General features: G+C 44.2%; 18 protein-coding genes. 4 read left to right on the top strand and 14 right to left on the bottom strand.

Annotation, left to right across the window (positions count from 1 at the left end; genetic code table 11):
- Positions 1 to 9 precede the first annotated feature (9 nt).
- The 4 genes from DKT75_RS07060 to DKT75_RS07045 form a co-directional block, all read right to left on the bottom strand.
- Positions 10 to 759 (bottom strand): ABC transporter permease subunit, encoded by a 750-nt coding sequence (locus DKT75_RS07060; RefSeq protein WP_109822720.1) that lies wholly within the window; start codon positions 757 to 759, stop codon positions 10 to 12.
- Positions 759 to 1598, bottom strand: a complete 840-nt coding sequence (locus DKT75_RS07055) for an ABC transporter permease subunit (RefSeq protein WP_109822719.1) — start codon at positions 1596 to 1598, stop codon at positions 759 to 761. Before DKT75_RS07055 ends, DKT75_RS07060 begins: the two co-directional genes overlap by 1 nt.
- A gap of 100 nt (positions 1599 to 1698) precedes the next feature.
- Positions 1699 to 2457 (bottom strand): transporter substrate-binding domain-containing protein, encoded by a 759-nt coding sequence (locus tag DKT75_RS07050; protein ID WP_109822718.1) that lies wholly within the window; start codon positions 2455 to 2457, stop codon positions 1699 to 1701.
- 47 nt (positions 2458 to 2504) lie between these two features.
- On the bottom strand, positions 2505 to 3272 hold the full coding sequence (locus tag DKT75_RS07045; RefSeq protein ID WP_109822717.1) for an ABC transporter ATP-binding protein: 768 nt from the start codon (positions 3270 to 3272) through the stop codon (positions 2505 to 2507).
- A gap of 450 nt (positions 3273 to 3722) precedes the next feature.
- Here DKT75_RS07045 and DKT75_RS07040 point away from each other — a divergent pair, with 450 nt between their 5' ends.
- Positions 3723 to 5060, top strand: coding sequence for an MATE family efflux transporter (locus tag DKT75_RS07040; RefSeq protein WP_109822716.1), 1338 nt, complete (start codon positions 3723 to 3725; stop codon positions 5058 to 5060).
- Positions 5061 to 5115: 55 nt separating this feature from the next.
- Here DKT75_RS07040 and DKT75_RS07035 read toward each other — a convergent pair whose 3' ends face one another.
- From DKT75_RS07035 to DKT75_RS07020, 4 genes are all read right to left on the bottom strand, one after another.
- A complete protein-coding gene (locus DKT75_RS07035) occupies positions 5116 to 6393 on the bottom strand; it encodes a TRAP transporter large permease (protein ID WP_109822715.1) in 1278 nt (425 codons plus the stop codon).
- 9 nt (positions 6394 to 6402) lie between these two features.
- On the bottom strand, positions 6403 to 6954 hold the full coding sequence (locus tag DKT75_RS07030) for a TRAP transporter small permease (RefSeq protein WP_109822714.1): 552 nt from the start codon (positions 6952 to 6954) through the stop codon (positions 6403 to 6405).
- Between the two features lie 21 nt (positions 6955 to 6975).
- Entirely contained in the window at positions 6976 to 7950 is a 975-nt protein-coding gene (locus tag DKT75_RS07025) for a sialic acid TRAP transporter substrate-binding protein SiaP (RefSeq protein WP_109822713.1), read from the bottom strand.
- A 167-nt stretch (positions 7951 to 8117) separates the two neighbouring features.
- Positions 8118 to 8882 carry an SDR family oxidoreductase gene (locus DKT75_RS07020; RefSeq protein WP_109822712.1) on the bottom strand — a complete coding sequence of 255 codons (765 nt, stop codon included), beginning with the start codon at positions 8880 to 8882 and terminating at the stop codon, positions 8118 to 8120.
- A 225-nt stretch (positions 8883 to 9107) separates the two neighbouring features.
- Here DKT75_RS07020 and DKT75_RS07015 point away from each other — a divergent pair, with 225 nt between their 5' ends.
- The 3 genes from DKT75_RS07015 (at position 9108) to DKT75_RS07005 (ending at position 14261) form a co-directional block, all read left to right on the top strand.
- Positions 9108 to 9863: a GntR family transcriptional regulator gene (locus DKT75_RS07015; RefSeq protein ID WP_109822711.1), complete on the top strand. Its 756-nt coding sequence runs from the start codon at positions 9108 to 9110 to the stop codon at positions 9861 to 9863.
- Positions 9864 to 10200: 337 nt separating this feature from the next.
- Positions 10201 to 13023 carry a SpoIIE family protein phosphatase gene (locus DKT75_RS07010; protein ID WP_109822710.1) on the top strand — a complete coding sequence of 941 codons (2823 nt, stop codon included), beginning with the start codon at positions 10201 to 10203 and terminating at the stop codon, positions 13021 to 13023.
- The gene (locus tag DKT75_RS07005) at positions 13020 to 14261 is read left to right on the top strand and encodes a PhnD/SsuA/transferrin family substrate-binding protein (RefSeq protein WP_109822709.1); all 1242 of its coding nucleotides are present in this window, start codon (positions 13020 to 13022) and stop codon (positions 14259 to 14261) included. Before DKT75_RS07010 ends, DKT75_RS07005 begins: the two co-directional genes overlap by 4 nt.
- On the opposite strand, the gene DKT75_RS07000 is transcribed toward DKT75_RS07005, so the two are convergent.
- The 6 genes from DKT75_RS07000 to DKT75_RS06975 form a co-directional block, all read right to left on the bottom strand.
- A complete protein-coding gene (locus DKT75_RS07000) occupies positions 14254 to 15138 on the bottom strand; it encodes a hypothetical protein (protein ID WP_109822708.1) in 885 nt (294 codons plus the stop codon). The two genes, DKT75_RS07005 and DKT75_RS07000, sit on opposite strands and share 8 nt — an antisense overlap.
- 151 nt (positions 15139 to 15289) lie before the next feature.
- On the bottom strand, positions 15290 to 16483 hold the full coding sequence (locus tag DKT75_RS06995) for a DUF1501 domain-containing protein (RefSeq protein ID WP_109822707.1): 1194 nt from the start codon (positions 16481 to 16483) through the stop codon (positions 15290 to 15292).
- Between the two features lie 15 nt (positions 16484 to 16498).
- Entirely contained in the window at positions 16499 to 20992 is a 4494-nt protein-coding gene (locus tag DKT75_RS06990) for a DUF1800 family protein (protein WP_109822706.1), read from the bottom strand.
- A gap of 43 nt (positions 20993 to 21035) precedes the next feature.
- Positions 21036 to 21500, bottom strand: a complete 465-nt coding sequence (locus DKT75_RS06985) for a hypothetical protein (protein ID WP_109822705.1) — start codon at positions 21498 to 21500, stop codon at positions 21036 to 21038.
- A gap of 318 nt (positions 21501 to 21818) precedes the next feature.
- Complete coding sequence (locus DKT75_RS06980; RefSeq protein WP_109822704.1) at positions 21819 to 22460, bottom strand: response regulator transcription factor; 642 nt, start codon at positions 22458 to 22460, stop codon at positions 21819 to 21821.
- Positions 22461 to 22464: 4 nt separating this feature from the next.
- Positions 22465 to 23817, bottom strand: a complete 1353-nt coding sequence (locus DKT75_RS06975; RefSeq protein WP_109822703.1) for a cache domain-containing protein — start codon at positions 23815 to 23817, stop codon at positions 22465 to 22467.
- Positions 23818 to 23828: the final 11 nt, after the last annotated feature.

Genomic DNA, 23828 nt, shown 5'->3' with positions numbered 1-23828 from the left:
TCTCAGTATTTAACGAATGTAACTAGGCTTAATTTTTAAGTTACTACGGACTTTTAGGTGTCGGTTTAAGTACTTATTAACCAAGTTAAGCAGGTAAAACAATATCATCGAAATTACGAGGAAGTACAACGCCGCCACGGAGAAGTGTAGGAACAAGTTGTAGTCTTTTTCAAAGAGCTCGCCTGCTTTATTCAATAGGTCTTTTTGGTCATTAATCACGGGTAGTGTGAAGTAGACAATGGCTGTCGCATGGAATAAAAACACCACTTCATTGGTGTAACCAGGCCACGCGAGTCGTAACATGTTGGGCCATGTTGTGGTACGAAATTCTTGCCACTTAGTCATTCCTAAGGCGCGTGATGCTTCAATCTCGCCTTTTGGAATCGTCTGTAGTGCACCGTAAAATATTTCAGCGGCGTAGGCACTAGTATTTAAAATCAACACCAGCGGGCCAATAAACAGTGGGTTCAACATCAACCCATCGAGTCCTAATGGTTTCCAAAGCGACTGGTTACACGCCAGCGATATGGAGTAAAACATAAAGAACTGGATGAACAACGGCGATCCTCGAAAAGCGTAGATATACACTTTTGAAAACGAAGCAATTAGGCGGTTGCGGCTGTTTTTACCGAGGGCTAATAAAATAGCTAAAGGAAAGCCAAACGGGATCGATACCAGCGCAAAGTAAATGTTATAGAGCGCAGGCTTAAATAGGATGACAATGTCTTGTACAAACGGCGTACTCATTAACCAATCCATTAGTTACTCCTCGCCATGCCGCGACTCGCGCGCACTTGCAAAAAGGCAAAGAAGCGTTCGGATATCATCGTTAGTAAAATATAGAATATAAATAACACCAAGTAGTACTTCCAACGCCAATCGGGGTGGACTAAACCAGCCATCGAAAGGTAGTTAGGTGCGCCTAAGCGATCTGCCCAGGACACGATATCGGTGATTTGTAGTAAGGACAATAGCGAGGTGGCTTTCAGCAATAGTAGCCAGACGTTAGACAGTCCGGGAAGTGCATAAACCCACATTTGACGGATTTGAAAACGCCATAAAATTTGTTTTTCTGTAAAGCCAAACGCTTCTGCAGCTTCGAGTTGGCCTTTTGGTACGGCTTGCATTGCGCCATAAATGACGTTGGCGGCAAACGCGCCAAACACGATACCAAACGATAGACAGGCCATCAGTAAGTATTCGTTGGTGGATAGTAGCCACTGTGCTTCTCTGCACACGGGCCAGCCTGTCGCGTTGCTCCACTGTTCTGGTGAGCAGTACATATAGGCCATCACTAGCTCAGCGAGTTGCTCAAGGGCTAGCGGAAAAAAGAGTAGGAATAATACGTCGGGAATACCCCGAACCATGGTGGTGTAAATATTTCCAATCCAACGCAATGGTGCAATTTTAGATTGCTTCATTGCAGCGCCCATTAAACCGAAGAATACGGCTAACACGCCACCAAGAACAGCCGCAATCAGCGTGAACTTAACACTGCTGTACCAAGCCATGTGCTTGCCATTGGTCAAATATTTGATGGTGTCTAGACCATCTTGACCAAGCCAGTTACCCAGCCAATCGGGAATAAGTTCTATCATGGGTGTGCCTTGTAAGAGGAAGTAATGCAACTAGTCTGCCCTTGCCCTATTGTGTAACCAACAGAGCAAAGGCAGTTATTTACCTAGGTGTCAGCGTAAATTAGTTTGTCTTGTAAGGCTTAACATCTTTAAAGTATTTAACCATGATCTCATCTAGACGGCCGTCAGCTTTCATTGCTGCAATACCTGCGTTTAGTGTGTCTTTCAGCTTTTCTGCATCTTGACGCATACCAATACCGATACCACCACCGATCATTTCTTCTGGGCCAACAACCACTAACATGCCATTAGAACCATCCGTGACTGTTCTTACAAACTCGCCATCAGCTAGCATAATATCAACGTTACCAGCGGCTAAATCAGCAACGGCTTGGTCTGGCTTGCCATATGACTTGATAGTGCTAGTTTTGCCATATTTCTCTTCAAGGAAAGAGGCTTGAATAGTTGAGCCTTGAACACCGATGCTCTTGCCATCTAGCTTTTCGAAATCGACTTTAGTGTCTTTTAGTGCTGCGTAGATTGAAGGATCTACCGCTTTGTATTCATCACTAAATGCGATTGTCTTTTTACGCTCATCAGTAATCGACATACCTGCCATGATGATGTCGTAGTTACCTGCGATTAGGTTTGGAATGATTGAATCCCAATCATTTTTGACGAACTCACATTCCATATCAACTTCTTTACACAACGCGTTACCTAGGTCGATCTCAAAACCTGCTAGCTTGCCGTCATCATTGACGAAGTTGTAAGGTGCATATGCGCCTTCCGTTCCGATACGTAAGGTATCCGCTGCTAATACAGAACCACTTAAAAGTGTTGCGCTTAATGCTACTGACAATAACCATTTTTTAGTCATTTTCTCTACTCCGTTGGTTTTTAAATATTTACTTTGTAAATAAGCGATCAATAAACAGTATTTGATAAAAACTGTTGTAAACGTTCCGACTGTGGCGAGCCAAACAGGTCGGTAGGGTTGCCTTGCTCTTCAATCAGTCCTTCGTGCAAAAAGACTGCTCGGTTTGAAACGTCTCTGGCAAACGCCATTTCGTGAGTAACCACGACCATGGTCATTCCATCGTCGGCAAGTTTGCGCATAACACCCAGTACTTCGCCCACTAGCTCAGGGTCAAGTGCTGAGGTTGGCTCATCAAACAGGATAGCGTCTGGTTGCATCGCTAAAGAGCGTGCGATAGCCACACGTTGCTGTTGGCCGCCGGATAGGAACGAAGGGTAGGAATCGGCTTTATCGACGATTCCTACCTGCTCTAGATAGGTCATGGCTATATCATTTGCTTCTGCTTTTGATACGCCTAATACACGGACGGGTGCTTCCATGACATTTTCAAGAATGGTTAAGTGTGCCCACAAATTGAATTGCTGGAACACCATTCCTACTTTAGTACGTAGTTCTTGGACTTGTTTTGCGTTGGTAGCGATGCGCTCGCCTTTTTTATTCTCTTTCAGTGTGATGGCTTTACCATGCAAACTGACAGAGCCTTGGTCTGGCATTTCTAATAAATTAATGCAGCGTAAGAATGTCGACTTACCGGACCCAGAGGAACCGATCACTGAAATGACGTCTCCTGCATTCGCTGTCAGTGATATTCCGCGTAATACTTCAAGTTGCCCAAAGTGTTTATGAATGTTCTGAACATCTAAAATTGCTGTCATAAGTATTTTCGCTTTCCCGCTATGTACGTACTAAGTATTAACCAATACTGCACATAAATTAAATCATCAACAAGGTTTTATACATTTATCATGCCAGATTCAACAACTCGTAGATATGCTTAACGGAGGCCTGTGCTGTACCTGTAAACACAAGACCACCCACTGATGATGGACAAAATGCGTTGATGAGTCAAATATCCCCTGCAGTGCTGCACCATATTGGTTCAATTTTGCTACGCGATGAGTCATCGCAAATAGGTCGGCTGGGTGTACAACTATCTCTGCGGTTTCCTTTTGGGTTCGCTACTGGCGCCATGCTGCGGAATGTTTGGAGTGACAGGAAGCCCAGCAAATAACTCCCAATACAAACTATAGCTAGCATATAAGCTATAATCGCCTTCTATCTGGAGCGACTACGCTCGAACAGACCCCTTTCTGTAGAAGTGGCAAATGCAAATCTTTAAAAACTTAGATAAAAAAACCTTGTGGGGTATTGCCTCTGTCGCATGGCCAATGGCGATAAATGCAGTGCTTATGCAATCAATCACCATTGTTGACCTGTTGCTTATAGCGGCCTTAGGCGACATTCCTGTGGCTGCGTTTGGTATCGGTGGTGCGCTAATCGCTTTCTTGGTCAGTATTCAAATGGCGATTGGTAACGGTACGCAGCTAGTGCTATCGCGAGCGGTGGGCGCGGGTGATATAAACAAGGTTGGGCTTGAGGCAACGTCGGGTTGGATTATTAGCGTAGGCTTTGGTCTATTTACCATCATTGCTTTATGGTTTGGTGTAGATGCGCTTATTCACCTGATTACGCATGATGATAATGTCGCGCTACTAGCGATCGAATACGTCACCATTTCACTGATCGTAGTGCTGTTTTCGTCACTGACTAAAGTCATCGTGTCGTACTTCAACTCCTCCAAAAAGACGCGTATCCCACTCTACGGTTTTATGATTGAAATACCATTAAATATAGTGTGCAGTGCGGCGCTTATTTATGGTTTATGGGGCGCGCCAGAGCTAGGTTTAGTCGGAGCTGCTTGGGGTAGTGCGGTAGCAATCATTGTGCGTTTTGTTTACCTCGCCATTCAGCTTAATAAAGAGCGCATTAACGGTCATATCGCAGGGTTTATGCGGGTGAGTCGTACGTCGGTGGTGGCGCACTTTCATGAAGTGCTCCCGATAGTTGCAAACTTCGCGGTGATGTTTGGTGGGCTACTCATGATTCAGGCGCTGTTTGCCCAGTTGCCCGTTTCCTCTTATGCAGCGATTACGCTTATTTTGCCTTGGGTTAAAATAGTCTCGATGTTTGTTAACTCTTGGACGCACTCTAGTACGATTTTGGTGAGTCAAACGCTGGGTAAAGAAGACTATAAGTCCATTCCGAACTTAGTGAGACAAACGAAGCTAGTGACATGGATGATGTGCGCAGTAATGGTGACGACTTTTTATATTTTCAGTCTGTTTATCCCGCAGTTGTATACAAACTTATCAGCAGAAACGATCACGGCATTGGCGATCATTGCGCCCTCTTACATCCTTATCCCAATCTTCCGTGTGAATAATATGTTCTGCGGCAATATGATTCGTGCGATGGGTGAGAGCTACCTGATTGTGCGGATTAACTTGATCACACAATGGGTGATTGCGATACCAATGTGTGCGTTGTTGATTTACTTTAACGCACCACTGTTATTGGTCTTTAGTGTGATTTTGTTGGATGAGGCACTCAAGTTCTATCCGTTTAGACGAACCTTGTACAAAAAATTGGATAGTTATGCCTAAGGATCAAAGCAGAGTAGGTTGAGGCTAGGAAGACTAACCTCAACCCTACCATTTTCTAGCGGTAAATCAGTGTTGGTAACCACATGGATAGCGCAGGAATAAAGGTCAGTAGTACTAAGACGATTATGAGAGGCACTAAAAAGGGTGCAGTCGCAATCACGCAACGCTCAAAGGGCACGCCGGAGACTTTGGAGAGTACGTACAGCACCATCCCAACTGGTGGCGTCAGCAAGCCAATCATTAGGTTTAGGATCAAGATAATGCCGAAGTGAACAGGGTCGATGCCAAATTGCATGGCAACAGGTAGTAACACCGGCGTCAAGATAGTGATGGCAGCGATGGTTTCCATGAAGCAACCTACCACTAACACGATCAGCATAATAATCAGCAAAATCGCAGTTTTATCTTGAGTGAAGCTCAGTAGCTCGGTCGCAAAGGCTTGGGCAACTTGGTTAGCCGTTAAAATCCAAGCAAAAATGGAAGAGGCTGCCACAATCATCATGATCGATGCGGTCGTTTCAACCGTGTCTTGCGACACTTTCAAAATCTGCTTCCAGCTCAAGGTGCGGTAAACAAATAAACCCAAACATAATGAGTAAGCCACCGCAGCGATAGCCGCTTCTGTGGGTGTGAATACGCCCGTTAAAATACCACCTACAATAATGATGGGTGTCATTAGCGGTAATATTGCATGACCAAATGAGCTGATGAAGATGCTCAAGCTGAAGCGCTCGTCACGAGGATACTTACGAATGCGCGAGAACACTGAGACCATAATCATCAATGCCGTTGCCATTAACAAGCCTGGTATCAGCCCTGCGGCAAATAACTGACCAATAGACGTATCAGCAATGACCCCGTAAACAACCAGTGGCAATGACGGTGGAATGATCGGGCCGATGGTGGATGAGGCGGCGGTGATACCCACTGAAAAATCGGTGTCGTACCCGGCATCTTTCATTGCACGAATTTCGATATTGCCAAGGCCACCGGCATCAGCAACTGCTGCGCCAGACATCCCTGCAAAAATCACACTCGCGCCCACATTGACATGACCCAGACCACCATACATCCAACCCACTGCCGCACGTGCAAAGGCGAATATTTTGGTAGTGATGCCTGAGGTGTTCATCAAGTGACCAGCCATGATGAAAAATGGCACGGCGATGAGCGGGAATGAGTTAATCCCTCCTACCATGTTATGCAGTACCACAAGGCTTGGCATACCATCCAGCAGTATAAATACTAAGGATGCCAGACCTAGCGCGACTGCAACAGGCGCACCTGCGATCAGCAGTATAAATAAAACGAGAAATAAGTATAAAATTGACATAGTTCCTACCTATTCCATGGCTTCTGAGAGCGCGCGTCTTTCTAGCTCTTCGATGAGTTCTTCGGGTGTTTGGCGATACTTACGTATTAACCAAATAACGGAATACACGGTAATCGCTGCTAAACCAACTGCAACGCACCAGTACAACAAGCTTTTTGGAATTTCGACGGACGCCATTTTGGTTCTGGTTTTCAGGGCCAGTTGAACAGCCGTGATCGTCAAATACCCGTAGAAACCGGCACTGATCACGTCCATCAACATCGACAGATAGCGACCTAAGGCGGGGGATAGATAGCGGTAAAAAAATTCTAAGAAAATATGTGTTCCCTTACGGCTGACAGTAACGGCACCTAAAAACGCGACTAAAATCAGGACATAGCGCGCAATTTCTTCGGTCCACGCCAAGCTGTCATTTAACACATAGCGGGTGAAAAACTGGGTAAACACGATGATCGCTAGCAGCCATAGTGCTAACAAACCCGGTAGGTCTACCCATTTAAAGTCTATGACGGGCGGTGCGTCATGCGCATCGCCCGCTAGGCTGTCTTTTGAAGACATCATTTAAAGAATCCTTAAAGCCTATTACTTGATCGCACCTAAACGATTGAAGTGATCCAATGTGTATGGAACGCCTTTTGCCGTAAGCATCGGTGTAACAGCATCTTTAAATGGTTTTTTGTCTAACTCGTTAACCTTAGTACCCTGCTCGCGAAACCATGCGACCAAGTCTTGTTCTGCTTGATAAATCTCATCTGAGTAGTTAGCCGCTGACTCTTTCAGTACCGTATTAACGGTATCGAAGTCTTTACCCACTTTGCCAACGGCTGTCTCAGAGACAATCGTCAACAGTGAGTTAACAATGTGACCAGTTAGGTTGATGTTTGACTGTACTTCGTGGAACTTCTTGAACTTGATCGTTGGAAGTGGATTTTCCTGAGCATCAACCACACCTTGCTGTAGTGCTAAATATACTTCAGAGAATGCCATGGGTGTTGGGTTTGCATCCACTGCGCGAGGGAACATCAACATTAGTGGAGAGTTTGGTACACGAATCTTCAACCCTTTCATATCAGCAGGCTTTAGGATTGGCTTGTTTGATGTGACGTGGCGCTGACCGTAGTAGCCCAATGTTGATACTGTGTGACCTGTTGCCCCCTTGTAGCCTTCTGACAGCTCAGCAAATAGCCCGCTGTCACGGTACTTTTGCCAATGATCATAGTCACGCATGATGAATGGATAGTCAGAAATGGCGATAGGGCCATAGTAACGTTCAGCAAAACTAGGGCCTGTGTAAATGATGTCGACAGAGCCGATACCCATACCTTCGTTGATTTCAACTTCTTTACCGAGCGATGATGCTGGGAATACTTTGATCTCGACACGGCCTTCGGTACGCTTTTTAACTTCGTCTGCAGCCCATAGTGCTGCTTTGTGGTAGTTAGAACCTGTCTCGTAGACGTGAGCCCATTTTAGAGTTTCTGCAGCTAGTGCAGTTGATGTTGTTAATACGCTGACACAGGTAGCGACCGCTACTGACGTGATAAACTTCTTTAACATGATCTTCCTCCAAGAAAATACAATAAAAAGTGATTTTATTTTTAACGCTTATCCTTTAGGGATTTACCAGCCACGGAACGTTAAAAATAACCACTATACTAGTTGTGGCTGATCTTTCAAACTAGTAAATCTACCTTAGTGCAAGAAATAATCTTTATTATAAAATATTATCGACCCATCCAGCCGCCATCGACTGTCAACACTGTGCCATGAACATAGTCAGATGCAGAAGATGCTAAGAATAAAACTGGCCCAGCAAAGTCTTCAGGTTGGCCCCAGCGTCCAGCAGGGATACGTCCTAAAATCGCATCGTGACGCTCTTTGTCATTGCGCAATGCTTCTGTGTTGTCAGTGGCAATATAACCTGGTGCAATCGCATTGACGTTAACGCCTTTAGACGCCCATTCATTGGCCAGTGCTTTGGTTAGCTGACCGATGCCGCCTTTTGATGCTGCGTAACCCGGAACGGTAATACCACCTTGAAATGTGAGTAGCGATGCCGTAAATACTATCTTGCCGCTACCCCGTTTAACCATGCCTCGGCCAATCTCTCGGCTTAGTATGAATTGTGCGTTGAGGTTAATCTCAATCACTTCGTCCCACATGTCATCTGGGTGTTCAGCAGCAGGGGCGCGTTTGATCGTGCCTGCGTTATTTACCAAGATATCTGGTTTGTGACCGTCAGCTTTAAGTTGTTGAATAAACGAGTGAAGTGCTTCACGATTTGAAAAATCACATTGATAGCTTGAGAACGTTTTACCCAGTGCAATCACGTCTTTTTCGACTTGGCTACCTTCTTTTTCTAAGCTTGCGCTCACACCGATAATATCTGCGCCCGCTTCTGCCAATGCAACGGCCATCGCTTTACCGATGCCTCGTTTGCAGCCAGTCACTAATGCGGTCTTACCACTTAGGTCAAATGTATGTTTCATGTCTACTCCGTTGCACTCAGAGTCAGGTATATTTATACCTTTGATGTTTCTAAGTGGGTTTTTATTTTACAATTACTCGTGTTTTACTAAATTATTATAAGTGTTTTGACCGATTTTATTACGAATTAACTAATATTTTTGCTATTTATTCGTTTCAGTTGTATGTTTTTAAACTGACTGACGTGAAAACACGTATTTGCCTTACACCTCTATAAATGAACACCTATGACAATTGATAAGAAAATAGTTAAAAGAAAGAAACGCTCACCTAATTCTCCACCAACAGGTAGTCCACGTTTTGTTGACAGCGCGGATAGTGGAACAATAGCCGACATGATTTATCAGCGTCTGTTTGAGGAGATCGTCTCGGTAAAGCTAAAACCCGGTACGCCTATTTCAGAGCAAGAAATTGCGCTAGCTGAAGGTGTTAGTCGTACGCCAGTTCGTGAAGCGGTTCTTAGGCTATCTAAAAATCAATTGGTTGAAGTTGTTTCTAAATCAGGTACGTATGTTGGTCGTATTCCATTATCGACGCTACCTGAGTCAAGAGTAGCGCGCCAAGCACTTGAAATTGTCAATGTAAAAGCGGCAAGTGAGTTTGCTACCCCTGCTGATATAGAGCGGTTGAGAGAGTCACTGGCAGTGCAACATCGGGCGATTGAGTCAGCAGATCACGCAACGTTCTATAAAGAAGATGATAATTTTCATGCATTGATCGCAGAAGTAGCGGGTTACCCTGGTATTTGGACGCTAATTCAGCAAGTGAAGTTGCAGGTAGATAGATACCGACATTTGACCATGCAGGAACGTAAAAACTTACGATCAACGCATGTAGAGCACACCAAAATCGTGGATGCGATTGAGCTTAAAGACCCTAAATTGGCAGTCTATGCTATGAATGTTCATATGGATTTAGAGCGTCTTCAGATGAGTGTTGTTTGTGAGCTAGGCCATACACCAGAGTATTTCATTACCGATTAAGCGGTCCCCTTGCGCATACTCTTGGTGCGCAAGGCCGCGAAATGCAAATTTTCTCTCACCAGAGTGGTGATAATTAGTTTGCATCATAAATGATCATAAAAAATTCATAAAAAGTACTTTATTGAAACTTATAGTTCTGTAAGTATGGAGACTGGTATGGATATTCAATAAAATCAGGCCATAAAAACACTTCATAACGTACCCCCTTATGTTATGGGGTCGATTTTAATAGAGTATAAAGGCTATTCCATACTTGTAGCTTCGCCTAAATGCCTCCCCCGAGGTTTCTCGTTTGTAATAGGGGTAACAAACTGAATCGTGTGTTTAAGGATGAAACATGATCGACAGGACCCAAACATATTCTTTTGCGAGTTCGACTGCTGGTGCCTCGGCTGAGTCGAAAAAAAATGTATCTAACACGACTGATAAACAGGAAGGTTCAATCAATGTTGCTTCGCTGACACGTGGAGTGTGGACGCGTTCTATTGTTGCACTTCTTCTTATTGCCTTGCTGTCGACAGCGGCGTTCCTACTGGGTTCGCACATGTTATCTATTAATGAGAGTAGTCACATCGTGATTAATATCAGTGGTAAGCAGCGTATGTTGTCGCAGCGTGCGGGACGTTTTGCGTTAGCCATGCGTGCTGCGCAAACCACTGAGGAGCGTAAAGCTGCACAGGCTTCATTAAAAGCGGTGGCTGATGAGATTTTTAACTCTCACGTTGGTTTAACGGAAGGTGATGAAAAACGTAAGCTCCCCAGCACAATGTCTGAAGCGGCTAGAGCTATTTACTATGATAAGCCGCATGAGCTAGATGCTAATGTTCGCTTGTTTGTAGACAACATTAACTTGCTGTTGAGTAAAGGTGATATTGGCCCTATTTCAGCGGATGATTACCATTTGCAGCAAGTCTTAGCAGCCTCTCAGTTGCCGTTGTTGCGCTCTCTGGATACTGCGGTTAGACAGTATGAGATGGATGCTGAAATAGCGGCAAAAAATAACGTCCAGCGTGAAAACATCATCTATTTCCTTACCTTGCTTGTATTGGTTTTGGAGGGTTTTCTGATCTATCGCCCACTGGTGAATATGATCAAACGCTTTGCAACTAACTTACTGGGCCAACAGCAGTTCAGTGACGGGATTATTAACACCTCTCAGGCACTTATCATCGGTATTGATAAAGCGGGTGAGGTGCAGATGTTTAATAAGCATAGTGAAGATCTGACAGGTTGGAGTAAAGATCAGATTTTGGGGCAGAACTTTATGGGCGCGTTTATCCCTGAAAATGAAAGACTGTCTTTGGTCGAGACCTATAACGGCTTGTTTGAAGGTAAGGCTGCGAAAAAGCTTGAAACAAACCTGAGCACTAAAACAGGTGAGATGCTGAGTATTGAGTGGTCAAACACCATGTTGTTGGACCCAATCACCGGTGAACCGTCGATGTTGATCGCGACAGGTGTTGATATTACTGAGCGTAAAAAATCAACGACTGCATTAGCGAATGCTTTGTCTAAGACGGAAGCACTGAGCACTCGTTTGCAGGATGAAGTGTCTCACGCCGCTATTCTTCAGAAGGCGTTATTGCCTGAACCAGCGTTTAAATTACCGGGTATTGAAGGAATGGCGCGTCTGACTACCTCTACTGAAGTGGGTGGTGATTACTACGACTACTATAAGGTTGGAGAGTACCACTCGGTGTTCTTAGTGGGTGATGTGAGTGGTCATGGTGTTGCGTCTGGTACCTTGGTAAGTGCCGCTAAAATGGCTGTTCACCAGCTAGAAAATTTAAAAGAGACTGATCCTGCAGTGATGTTGGAGCATATTAATGAGTCGCTACTAACGGCGAGTCACGAAAGTATGTTCATGACGATGATTTGTTTCAGTATCGACAGTCGAACAGGTCATGTACAAGTGGCTAATGCGGGCCATGTTTTCCCTTATATCTGGATTGCAGATGAAGGGGATTGGTGCATGATCGAGTGTGAAGGTGTGCCGCTGGGTAAAGTGGAAACGCCGGAGTACGAGGCGATTAGTTTTGATCTTGAGATTGATGACAAGCTGTTTGTTTATACGGACGGTATCATCGAAGAAGAGTCATCCACGGGTGAGCAGTTTGGTTTTGATCGGTTGGAAAATTTGTTGTACGAGGTGTCAAAGTTGTCTGTTGATGAGGCAAATACGGCAATGTTTGCGAGCTTGGAAGCACATTGTGGTAAGCAGGTGTTTAGTGATGATGTGACACTGATGATGGTGTCTCATACAGAGCGAGTGGTGAACAACTTCTCAGTGACGAGGCTGCCAAAAGATATTCTAGCCAAGAGCCAAGTCATTCAGCTTAAAGCGGAAAACTTGCTGTCAGGTGAGCGCCAAATTGATAGCTATGTCTCACGTCAGTTTAGTGTGGTTACCTGTGAAGATAATGAGGTGGCTGCATTGCTACCATTCTTATGTCAGCAGGGTATTCGTCGTGTACTACTCAATGATCAAGCGTTCTTACATGACTTGGGTTGGCAGGGTTTACTTAATCAGCATCTCATACCTGAGGGCGATGATATTGACCAGTGGGTTACTCAACCTACAGTTGATCAGACTTGGGACTTTCACCATAGCGATGAAAAAATCACGGCGATGGCTCAGTTAAATGAAGCTTTGTCGGGTATGTCTGACTTGGGTGAAGGCTTGCAGGATGTTGTTTGCTTGATGGCGGATGAGCTGATTGAAAATAGCTTCTATGGTGCGCCTAGAGGCCGTCGTAATAACGCGTTATTTAAGAAAGGTGATGAGCGTATTGTTGCCTGTTACGAAAATATCAGCATGCGCGTAAAGCAGAATAAAGATGTTCTTGGTATCTCCATTACGGATCATTGGGGTACCTTTACACCATCTACATTCCTTAACCGTTTGTACCTAAACACGGTTAACCCTGAAGGGGGCATGGAAGCGGGTGTAGGTGGAACAGGGATGTACTTAATGTGGCGCATCAGTGATTACCTTCAGGTGCGTGTTTTACCGAATAGCAAAACGCAGGTCACGTTGCTTTGGTCGCTCACACAAGAGCAAGATTTTGACTCTGACAGTGGTTTCCAGTTCTTGTATCACTCAGAGTTCAACGAAACGATTATCGACAATCAGATATTGTCTGACGAGGTTGCTGCATGACCGGAAAGGCCAATTTATACATCGATAATGTTGTCGATAGTGAAGCGAAAACACTGACTTTACTATTAAAGGGCGATATTGATGTTACCGCAGGTGAGGTGTTTGATACTTTGCCTGAGGTGCTCGCTGACCATAAGGTGATTCTTAACTTTGAAGAAGTGGTTCGCGTTAACTCGATGGGGCTAGCGCAGTTGATGCGTTGCCTAGAAAGTTGGAAGAAGAGTGGCACAGCAACTGAAGCGATTAACCTAAATCGTATGGTGAGTATGCTGTTCAAAATGACCGGTTTGAATCGTTATTTTGGTGGTGCGGGACAAGATATCGCGGATGTAGAACCTGCAGAGGCTGTGCCTGCTAAAGGCGGTAAGCCTGCTCGTAATCGCTCGCCACAGTTTAGGCGAGTGAAGCGTAACCGTGGCACTGATGCAGACACTGAGGAAACGCCAGTAGCTTCAGCGGCTAGTGAAAAGCCTGCTGCTAAGCCGGTTGAGTTGGCTTCTGATACGGATAAAATGACATTTTCAGTGAGCTTACAAAATAACCAGCAACTGACGGGATGGTACTTTTTAAATACCTTGTTGCAGCGCCGTCTTGATCGCACTATTTCAATGGATATTACCCAGTTTGGGCAAGAGGTTGCACTACATGAAAATGCGATTGTCTTTGCTAAACCATTCGATGCGTGTTCGTTGATTGCAAACCACAATTATATTCCGATTGCTCGACCAGCGAATGACAGCGTTGAAGTGAGTATTGTGGTGCGTACTGAGGACAGTGAAAAGTCGATTAAAGACTTTGAAGGTGCCGCCGTTGCAACATCGGCAAAAGAGAGCTTTGTATTTTTATTAGGGCGCTTCTTTTGTGATGAGTATGAATTAGACTCGTCAGCGTTGAGTTATCAGTTTACCGGTAACCAGCTGACTGCGATGCGACGTTTGCTTGAGAAAGACGTCGATATGCTGTTTATGTTGAAAGAGAATTATCACCTGCTATTAGAGCTGAGTCGTGCCGGAACGAATGTATTGGAAGAGAGTGAAACGGGGATTGCATATCATATGCTGCTACTGTCGCCACGCTTTGCTGACCTGCAAACACAGCTAACCAATGAGTTCTTTAATTTGCAAGATGATGCACAAGGCTCACGCGTACTTAAAGACTTAGGTATGGAGTCGTGGTGTAAGCCAGAAGACGATGAAATCGCTATGTTGCAAATGCTCTATGGACGCTACGTTAAATAGCGCTAGTCTTGGCTTTGAGCAGCATTTCGATTGATTTTGCTTGCTCAACGGTATCGGTAAATAAGATGGCAACACGGTCCTCAATCATGCCATCGCGATATAACTTAGCGCCGAGTGACTCAACCAGTTGCTCGGAGCCATCATTGAGTGACCAACCCCCAAACATTGAGTAGACGCAGCCTTGTTTTAGCGGGGTGATTGTTGTCCATTGTTTTAGATCGACTACATTAACCCATGTTTGTATGAACTGCTTTGGGTAGTAGTCAAAAAATGCGTTTGAGCCTCGCAAGTGGGCTTCGATAATAAAATCGCCAATCATTTCTACGTTACACAGTCCCGTGTAACCTTTCAGTTCGCGATGAATGAAACTTTCAATAAGTGGTTCTAATTGCTGACAATTATAACCTAATTTCCAGTAGATAGGGCGGTTCTTGTTTTTCTCATCTGCTGCTTTGGTATGCCCATACCATTTTGGTTGGCCGTTTAATATAAGTATGTCGGTACTGGTTTGCGAGCCTTCTAAAAACTCACACCAAAAGCTGCCTGCTGCGCAGTTTTCATTGTTGTTTTCCGCTGAATTGATGCTGGCATCTGCAATTTTTTGAGCGGTGCTGGCAAAGCTATTGAGGGACATACCACCAAGGTTGGTAATGGGTTTTACAAAACAAGCTTGTTCCGGTGAAAGTTGCATTGCTAGTGGGCTGACACCGCTGGGTGCGGCGATAAGACCTTGGGATAAGGCTATGTGGAGTTTGTTATAAACATGGCGGTGATCAGGGTTTAAACGCCAAGTATTTGTGTCATTTACACCAATATTGGTAATAGGCTCAGGGCTGAACAAGTAACGCCTGTCAGCGCGGATTCCGTGAAAAGGCATATTAAATCCTATGGCAATAAGGTAGGTGACGATTAGAGTTAGATTCTGATACCAGTGTAGCGGTTGCCGCCAATTGAGTAAATTTAACGGGTATTTTGAAAGGTCAGACCAGATGTAATAATAGCTTCTGGCCTGACACGGATATTTGCTTTTACAAAAAGCCGATAGCGTTAGCAGCATAGTTAGGAATAATGGACTCATCATTATTCCCTAAGTGCTGAGTGACTATTTCAGAGAAAATATCTCTAAAGTCCGTTGCTTGTGCAAGATACCGACCATTTTCAAGTTGAGACTCCTGCAACCCAGGCCATTCGCCATAAATGCCCTGTTGCACGCCTCCACCTAGCGCAAACCATGTTGAAGCATGGCCATGGTCGGTACCAAAACTACCATTTTCTTGGGCGGTACGACCAAACTCAGTCATGGTTAGGATCATGGTGTCTTGCATATGGCTACCCATGTCTTGATAGAAAGCGGCGATACCATCAGAAAAATTCTTTAAGTTATTGGCCTGTGCTCCCTCAGCTCCACCTTGATTTTGATGGGTGTCCCAGCCGCCAATAGAGACTGTCGCAAGCTCTAAACCAGCGCCTTCTTTGATGATTGTCGCGATATTTGCTAGTTGTTGTCCATAGGTATTATTGGGGTAGCTAGCCGTACTTTCAGAGGAACTTAGTTCGGACGTTGCTTGTAGGTCTTGGAATAGCGTGTGACCCGACTGACGAATTAACGAATCATAGTTAATGTTCTCATTTGAGGTTTCGCTATAAACCTCTGTCAGCCTATTAACCAGTTTATCTTCAGCACTGCTATCAAGGTCTAGATCAAATTGACTCAGTTTACTGAAAGAGGAAACGGGCACCAAGCCTGTGAGAGAGTGAGCGACGCTGCTTCCAAAGCTAACACCGCGCATTGCCAAGTCGTTCCATTGTGTAGCTAGATGACGGTTTAGCCAGCCATCGGCATTACGGCTAATTTGAGCACTTTCGATATATTGTTGGCTGTCAAAGTGAGACCGAGAAGCCCCTGTGTAATGCACTGCGGGGAATACGGCAACATTACCCGCTTGATAAATATCATGCAGTGCTGACATGGAGGGGTGTAAGCCAAAGAAATCGTCTAGCGCAAGTGCGCCACCGTCATTTCCTGGTTTTGGAATAGCAATGGTGGGCCTGAGGTTGTAATACTCATCATCGCCATAAGGTACTGCTACATTTAATCCGTCACAGCCTCCGCGTTGGAAAATCACGATGAGCCTTTTAGGCGCAGCTGCCATTGCAGGGCCTGCATATATTCCAGCTGCTGTACCTGCCAGCATGAACTTTAAAAAATCACGTCTTTTCATAGTTATATCCACGCTTTATTGGTAGTGATATTCAGGATAGCTTTGAATGGTGCCGATGAGCTCACGTAGCTTTGCATCTGCATTCTCTGCTTCCATATCAAAGGTGTCTTCATCGTTTAGGATTTCTAGTGCAATTGCACGCTCTAGGTCACTCCAGATGTCGCCACCTAATAAGTCAAATAGATAGGCTGTAATGCCTTCAGGCGTTTCGATATTTTTGTCTTTGAAAAAGGTCACTGGGTCAATATAGGTTTGACTCCCAATATCAGCAGCAGCGATTTGGTTAGCAAAACGAGTGCGTTCAAGTAATGTGCCCGAGTTAATCCAGGTGCTACCTAACTCACTCCAGCCCGTAGGGACTGGGTTGAAGAAGAGGCTAAGACCCATGCGGTCAGTGTAGCTGGGGATGTCAGCATGAGTACCTTGTGCGTCCAATGCTCTTGTCACTGCTACTGCAAATTCCACCGGCGTTTTGATCTTGTTGTTGAAGTTTTCAGAATCATTGAACTCTGGAGAGGTCAATAAGCCTCGAACGACCTGAGACATCTGGTCATCATCATAAGCGGCTGCTTGGAAGGTGTTGGTACAGCGCTCATTTAAGCTCGGTATGGCTTCATCGCTAATAAAGACATTGATCAGTTTGCCGCAAATATAGTTTGCGGTAGCTTCATGAGTTGCCAGCATGTCGAGTGCTTGATTACCCTCTTCTACACCTGCTTCAGCAATTGTTACACCTTGGAATAGCTTTGAACCTTTGGTGTGCTGATCATCATTAAAGAAGAAAGTATCATCTTTTACCTGCCAACCGGTCAATATCTCCGCAAGTTCTTCTACGTCAGTTTGCGTATAACAAGCATCGACACCACAGGTGGATAACTCCATTACTTCACGTGCGTAGTTCTCGTTAGCGTCATCACTTACGTTAAGAATATTGTCGAGGTAAATCAGCATTGCTGGGCTTTTAGCACTAATGTTTAATAACGTTCGGAAGTTACCCAGTGCGTTTGCTCTGAAAGAGTCGTGCTCTGCAAGTTCGTAAGCAACCGTATTTCCAGACTTCTTGATAAAGGTGTTGAAGTGATTTTCCCAGAACCATGCCATGACTTCACGCAGCTGACGTTTTGAATAAATCATATGGTTGAGCTGATAGCGTTGTAACTCGCTGATACTGCTAGGAGTGCCTACTTCAGTAAGTTTGATCGCTAGCGCTTCATCATCAATCTCATCAGGTGCGAGTTGTTGCTCAAGGAATGCGCTAGCGCCGATTGATCTCACATCATTAATTAAGGCATCGTTTGCACCGAAAGTAATGCGATTGATCATATGTCGCAGTTCATACTCTGCGGCGGTAATATTGACGGTAACCTCAATAGTGCTTTGACGCTCGGCGATATCTGTCGCGACTAAGGTTAACTTAGCCGTACCAGATTCAGTCAGCTGGCCGTTATTAACAGCAAGTGCCCAGTTGCCACTGCTTGAAACATCGATCTCTCGCTCCATAACCGTACCTAAATTACTGTCTTCTAAGGTCGCAAATAGCATTTTGATGCCAGTATCGTCAGTGACCGTTCCTGTGGCGAGGAAACCTGTTTTTGGAACAAAGCCATTGTCACTAGGCGAACTGATTACAATTGTTGGAGCGCTTGCATCAGCGATAACGTTATAGCGTGCCTCGACGACTGTTTGGTTATTCATGGCGTCAGTAGCAGTAATAGTTACTGCTAACTCACTATCAGCTGTCAAATGCTCAGCAGGAACACTTAACTGCCAAATTGAGGTTGTCGTATCTATGCTAGTAGGGTAGTTGTTACCACCGTATGAGACACTAATGGAGCCTAGCTGTTTGTTATCACTAGCTGTACCTATCAGCATAAACCCTAAATTACCAACGTCACTGCTATCGGCAGGTGAAGTAACAACGAGTTCAGGCGCAACAAGGTCCAGTGAGCCATCTTCACCAATACCAACGGCAAAGTTAACAGGACCTTCAGCAGTGACAATTTCACTGTAATGATGTTTGTTATTAGCAAAAGGGTTAATTGCTCTAAATGTATGGCGGTTGCCTTCGGCTAAGCTAGGTAAGTCAAAATGTGCTGTACCATTAGCGTCTGTTAGTCCCCATCCTTGCCACTTTCGAGAGCCTGTTGAAAGTATCTCATAGCTATGGATTTTGATGTTGGCAATAGGCGAGCCTGTGTTTTTATCCGTTAAAGTGACGGGAGTTTTACCAACGGGAAAATCAAAGGTAAATGTACCTGTAGCGAAGTCTTCACTGAAAGTGTCATTGGCATCATAAGGCTTTCTAGCACGAAGGTAGAAGGAGTTTCCGGCATCAGCTAGTTGAGGCAGGTCTAAGGAAGCTTGACCATTGCTGTCAGTGGTAATAGAGCCACGCCATTGCGCGCCATCATCAGTGTTTTGATAAACAGTCACTTTTTTATCGGTGACAGGTAGCTGGTTAAGTGCATTTTTCAGTGTGATTTGAAGTAGCTGTGTACCAAGTACAAAGGTATGCTCCCCAGTTGTAGTGATCGCTTGGCTGTATTTACGTTGGCGAACCAATGCACTTGGATTGCTTGCGTCTAGTTTGTATGACTTACCTTGGCTTAGTTCCGGTAGGGTCAAGCGTAAAAGTCCTTCGCTATCGGTGGTTGTATAGCTAACATATTTGGTTGTGTCATCACCTGTTATCTCACGGATATTAACGCGAAGGTCTGCTAGTGCTTCACCATCTATAACAGAGCCATCAATGACAGTTACTGTGGTTGTTCCTAGAGGAAAGTCGACTGACCCTGATGAGCTAATATATTGACTCTTAGCCCACATCTTTGAGTTAAATACTTTCGTCCATAGCTGGACAACGGTGTCTTCTTCAGCAAGTGCAGGGATATCAAATGACACCATACCTTGTTCATCTGTTGTTGCTTTTCCAAGGCCTTTAAGTTTGCCATCAACAAGTTGGTAGGCTCTTACTTCGGCATCAGCGATGATGGCATTGTCGTTGGATGCGTCTTTAAGTGTGGCATGTAGCAGTGGCTCACCCACTGAAAATATATACTCACCATTTTTTTCAATGAGTTGACTGTATTTATACTGGTTGTTAAATGGGCTGCGAGTGCGTAGTACATACGATTGCGCAGTATCTGCAGTATCAGCGTTGCTATTTAACCCTTTCAAGTTAAGTTGCAGTCGCCCATCGGCATCTGTTTTAGACTTTCCGTACCACTTATTTTCCCCTTCAGCTGACTGTGAGTAGATGTAGACATCTTGGTCGGCAATCGCTTGTTGAGTGTCGTTATTAAGCACTTTAACTTGTAGTACACCAACCTTGAAATCAATCTTTCCTGAGTTAGAGATAATACTACTGTAAGCATCGATATTACTAAGTGGTTTGGTTGCCACTAGCTGTACAGAACCACCGTCACTTAGAGTGGGAAGGTCTAGAGATAGCTGTCCGTTTGTATCAGTCGTGGCGCGATCAAGGTATTTAGTACTGTTATCGTCTAAAATTTGGTAGGCAGTGATACGGGTGTTGGCGAGGAATGCTTGTGTATTTTGATTGCTTAGTGTGACATGTAGCAGTGGCGTGCCAACTAGGAATTTATGTTCACCTAACGTATTAATATTTTGGCTTTGTTTATATTTATTATTGAACGGGCTTCGCGTTTTGAACATATACGCTTGAGGGCTGCTAGTGCCGTCATAAAGACCTTTCAAATTAAGGTGTAATTGACCTGAATCATCTGTTTTAGCACGGCCATACCACTTACTTGTCTCGCCTTCTTGGGTGTAGATGTAGATATCTTGGTTAGCGAGTGCTTCTTCGTTATCACTATTTAAGACAGAGACTTGTAGCTTTCCAATATCAAAATTAATGTCACCTGCTGTTGTGATGAGTTCGCTGTATGCATCAATATCACTTAGTGGCTTATTTATTTTGAGTTGTACCTTGCCACCGTCACTCAGTACAGGTAGGTCTAAGGTTAATTGACCATTTTCATCGCTATCTGCACGACTTAAGTAGTTGTAACTGCCATCGCTCTGAACTTGGTATGCATACACGCGAGTATTAGCAAAGACCTCACCACTGTGACTATTACGCACCGTTACATTTAATAAGGGTGTTCCAACTTGAAAAGTATGGTCACCTTCTGTGCTGATGGTCAGTGTTTTAGAGCGGTTGTTGAAACTGCTACGTGCTGATAGTTGATATTTTCTGTTTGTTGCAATACCTTCAAGGAAAGTTGATGCTTGACCCAATGAATCAGTTGTTAGGCGCTTGCGCCATGCCGTTGTACCATCCTCTAATACCTCTCGAATATCGATGCGTGTTTCTGGCATCGGTGCATTATTCGCTGTTCCGTCAATCAGTGTAATACTAATATTATTTTCATCAGCATGGAGCGAAAAGGGGAGGAAGCTCAGTAGGGCTAAAAATAGCAACATCAGCCACTGGCTAACGAGTGATCGTGGGGTGTTCACTGTTACGCAGTTCATTGAGGGTCTCATTGTAAATCCCAAGGTATTAACTCAGTTCTGTGAATTAGTTGGTTTATTGGGTAATCGTTTGTTTTGCGAGTTCTTCTTGATGCTGGATATTCATTGCTGATAGTTCGTCTTGCAGCTGCTGAATGGTTTCTTCTTGAGCGGTTAACTGATCGGTGAGTTCTTGATTCTCGTCCAACAAATTACTGAGCTTTTGTTCCATCAAACTTTGCTCAAATAATTTATCTTCTTTTTTATTAGTAGTATCTGTTGTGGCTTGTTGGGCTACTTCGAGCTCATTTTCTAGTGCTAGAATACGTGCTCTAAACGGTGATAATTGTTGTTCTAATTGTTCAACCGAGATTGTTTCAGGTGGGGGAGTGGAATCAGCAGCTCCTGAAGCTAAAGGGCTCTCTTGCGTACTTTTTTCCACTGAGTTATTGCTAACATCTACTTTTGAGTCACAGGCAGCGCAAAAGCTTGCGATGACTATAACGACAATGAAACGAGATGGTTTGATTGCTTTAAGCATCGGTACCTCATTCAGTTGGTTAGATTTTTAATATATTTTTGTTTAAAAAATAATCCATGTGATAGAAATTCTAGCACCCTACTACTCCATTTAATGTCGAAAAAAGGAGTTATTTGGTGGTTTATAATTACTTTTAGTGTGTTTTTTAATCTAAAATATTTTTATTAGTTAATAAAATTTAATTAATGAAAGGATTGTAATGAAATATAGGGGAGGTTTGATAGAGCCTTCTATCGGCTAGTCCGGAAATGCATGGGAATTCTATAGATAACAGATAGGCGGTGTTTTGGCGGATGTGTGGATTCTGGTGAGGCCGTTTTAGACTTTCACAAAACGATGTTCGATCGCATATTTTGTCAGTCCTGCAGGCGTATGAATCCCCAACTTACTTTTGATATTTTGGCGATGAGCCTCAACCGTTCTGACCGATAACTCTAAAAAGTGAGCAATCTCTTTATTACAAAGTCCTTCAGCCAGCATGGTTAACACTGTAATTTCACGCTTGGTAAGTATGCTTTTGGTCTGTGTTTGTTCGACGCCCCTATCCCTAAACAATAGCTTCGAAGCACGAGAACTAATATAAGTACTACCACTATAAACAGTGCGAACCGCTCTTACCAATTCTCTTGAAGGGACATCTTTCAGTACGTAACCCGATGCGCCTAGACGCATTAAACGCATGATGTATTCTTGGTTGTCGTGCATGCTTAAGATAAGCACACGGATGTTTGGGTAGTCCTGAGCCATTCGTTCCATGGCTTCAATGCCATCCATGACGGGCATCGATACATCCATCAAGACAACATCTGGTTGTGTGTCTTTGACAACGTTGAGCGCTTCTAAACCATTGCAGGCTTGTCCGACTATTTCGAGGTTTTCTTCTTCACTGAGGCGGGCGCTGATACCTTCTAGCACTAGTGGATGATCATCAACTAATACAATGCGAATAATGTCTGGCATAGCCCTATTCCTCGATTAAAAATACCGTACGAATGGTCGTCCCCTCGTTTTCTTTAGAGCGAATGGTGAAGTGACCACCTATCAATTCTACACGTTCTTGCATATTTTTGAGTCCAATTCCTGATGGGCTTGATTCTATGCTCTTAGGAGAGAAGCCAATACCGTTATCTGAGAGGGTAAATTTAAGTCTTTTTCTTTCCATCCACATGATTAATTGAACGCGTGTTGCTTGTGAATGACGCTCGATATTGGTCAGTGCTTCATGAATTAAACGGTACAGCGTGATCTCAATATCTTCAGGCACTTGCCCTGCTTCCAAGTCAATTTCAGCAATCACATGAATATTGGTGCGCTCTTCAAACTGATCTAGTAAATTCAGAATCGCACGCTCTAGGCCAAGGTCATCGAGGAGACTTGGGCGAAGGTCATGAGATATACGACGAATTTCACGGATGGTGTCATTGAGTACGTCAGTACAACCTTCAAGGTCGTTAGTCGCGAGTAGTTCGTTACGTTTAATTTTGTTGGTCGCGGATTCTAATTTGTACTTGACGGCCACTAAAAGCTGATTAATCCCATCGTGTAAGTCACGTGCAAAACGGCGTCGCTCGTTGACTTGGAAGCGCACAAACTTAAGCGCTAGTTGCTGCAAGCGTTTGTCGGCTAGTCGTGTTTCATGCAGGTTGATGGCTAAACCAATGAGTGTAATCACGACGATAGCGACTAATACAATGAACAGTGTTTTGATAAAAGTTTGACGGACATTGAGTTTAACTTGATCACGAATATGAGCGACTTCAGTTTCAATGTCATCTAGGTATAAACCAGTACCCATCATCCACTGCCAAGGGCCAACTAAAATGGCGTAGCTCATTTTATCTTGAACGCCAATGCCTGATGGTTTATTCCACAGGTAACGATGATATCCACCACCAGATTGGGCTTGTGTAATGAGGCCTCTAATCAGGTAATTACCGTTTAGGTCTTGGATGTTATAGAGATTTTGCCCGACGAGCTCAGGAGAGATGGGGTGGACGATGTTAATCCCTTTTTGATCATAGATAAAAAAGTAACCGTCAGTGTCATAGATTAAGCTGTTTAGGGTTTTTCTGACTTTTGACTCGACCTGTTGTTTGGTCAAGCTTGTATCTTCTAGCACGGGTTTAATCGAGGTATGTGCTAGATCTACGTAATTTTTGAGTTCCTCGCGCTTAGATGCGACGAGGTTTATTTCAAAGGTCTTTATCTCTTGCTCTGCAAGCGAATGAATCTGATAGGTACTGAGGAATGCGATCAAAATAGTGACCAGCAACATTGGCAAGATAGCCAATAGCAATATTTTGATCTTTAACTTCATTCCTCAGTATC

The sequence above is a fragment of the Leucothrix arctica genome, from assembly GCF_003172895.1.
GTDB classification, from domain to species: Bacteria; Pseudomonadota; Gammaproteobacteria; order Thiotrichales; family Thiotrichaceae; genus Leucothrix; species Leucothrix arctica.
Note: the sequence above shows the minus strand (reverse complement) of the source record. Positions and strands in the feature narration are given on the sequence as shown.

What these genes read in the sequence shown, in the direction of transcription:
- DKT75_RS07060 (WP_109822720.1), bottom strand. Translation starts at nt 759, where the DNA reads ATGGATTGGTTAATGAGTACGCCGTTTGTACAAGACATTGTCATCCTA.
- DKT75_RS07055 (WP_109822719.1), bottom strand. Translation starts at nt 1,598, where the DNA reads ATGATAGAACTTATTCCCGATTGGCTGGGTAACTGGCTTGGTCAAGAT.
- DKT75_RS07050 (WP_109822718.1), bottom strand. Translation starts at nt 2,457, where the DNA reads ATGACTAAAAAATGGTTATTGTCAGTAGCATTAAGCGCAACACTTTTA.
- DKT75_RS07045 (WP_109822717.1), bottom strand. Translation starts at nt 3,272, where the DNA reads ATGACAGCAATTTTAGATGTTCAGAACATTCATAAACACTTTGGGCAA.
- DKT75_RS07040 (WP_109822716.1), top strand. Translation starts at nt 3,723, where the DNA reads ATGCAAATCTTTAAAAACTTAGATAAAAAAACCTTGTGGGGTATTGCC.
- DKT75_RS07035 (WP_109822715.1), bottom strand. Translation starts at nt 6,393, where the DNA reads ATGTCAATTTTATACTTATTTCTCGTTTTATTTATACTGCTGATCGCA.
- DKT75_RS07030 (WP_109822714.1), bottom strand. Translation starts at nt 6,954, where the DNA reads ATGATGTCTTCAAAAGACAGCCTAGCGGGCGATGCGCATGACGCACCG.
- DKT75_RS07025 (WP_109822713.1), bottom strand. Translation starts at nt 7,950, where the DNA reads ATGTTAAAGAAGTTTATCACGTCAGTAGCGGTCGCTACCTGTGTCAGC.
- DKT75_RS07020 (WP_109822712.1), bottom strand. Translation starts at nt 8,882, where the DNA reads ATGAAACATACATTTGACCTAAGTGGTAAGACCGCATTAGTGACTGGC.
- DKT75_RS07015 (WP_109822711.1), top strand. Translation starts at nt 9,108, where the DNA reads ATGACAATTGATAAGAAAATAGTTAAAAGAAAGAAACGCTCACCTAAT.
- DKT75_RS07010 (WP_109822710.1), top strand. Translation starts at nt 10,201, where the DNA reads ATGATCGACAGGACCCAAACATATTCTTTTGCGAGTTCGACTGCTGGT.
- DKT75_RS07005 (WP_109822709.1), top strand. Translation starts at nt 13,020, where the DNA reads ATGACCGGAAAGGCCAATTTATACATCGATAATGTTGTCGATAGTGAA.
- DKT75_RS07000 (WP_109822708.1), bottom strand. Translation starts at nt 15,138, where the DNA reads ATGCCTTTTCACGGAATCCGCGCTGACAGGCGTTACTTGTTCAGCCCT.
- DKT75_RS06995 (WP_109822707.1), bottom strand. Translation starts at nt 16,483, where the DNA reads ATGAAAAGACGTGATTTTTTAAAGTTCATGCTGGCAGGTACAGCAGCT.
- DKT75_RS06990 (WP_109822706.1), bottom strand. Translation starts at nt 20,992, where the DNA reads ATGAGACCCTCAATGAACTGCGTAACAGTGAACACCCCACGATCACTC.
- DKT75_RS06985 (WP_109822705.1), bottom strand. Translation starts at nt 21,500, where the DNA reads ATGCTTAAAGCAATCAAACCATCTCGTTTCATTGTCGTTATAGTCATC.
- DKT75_RS06980 (WP_109822704.1), bottom strand. Translation starts at nt 22,460, where the DNA reads ATGCCAGACATTATTCGCATTGTATTAGTTGATGATCATCCACTAGTG.
- DKT75_RS06975 (WP_109822703.1), bottom strand. Translation starts at nt 23,817, where the DNA reads ATGAAGTTAAAGATCAAAATATTGCTATTGGCTATCTTGCCAATGTTG.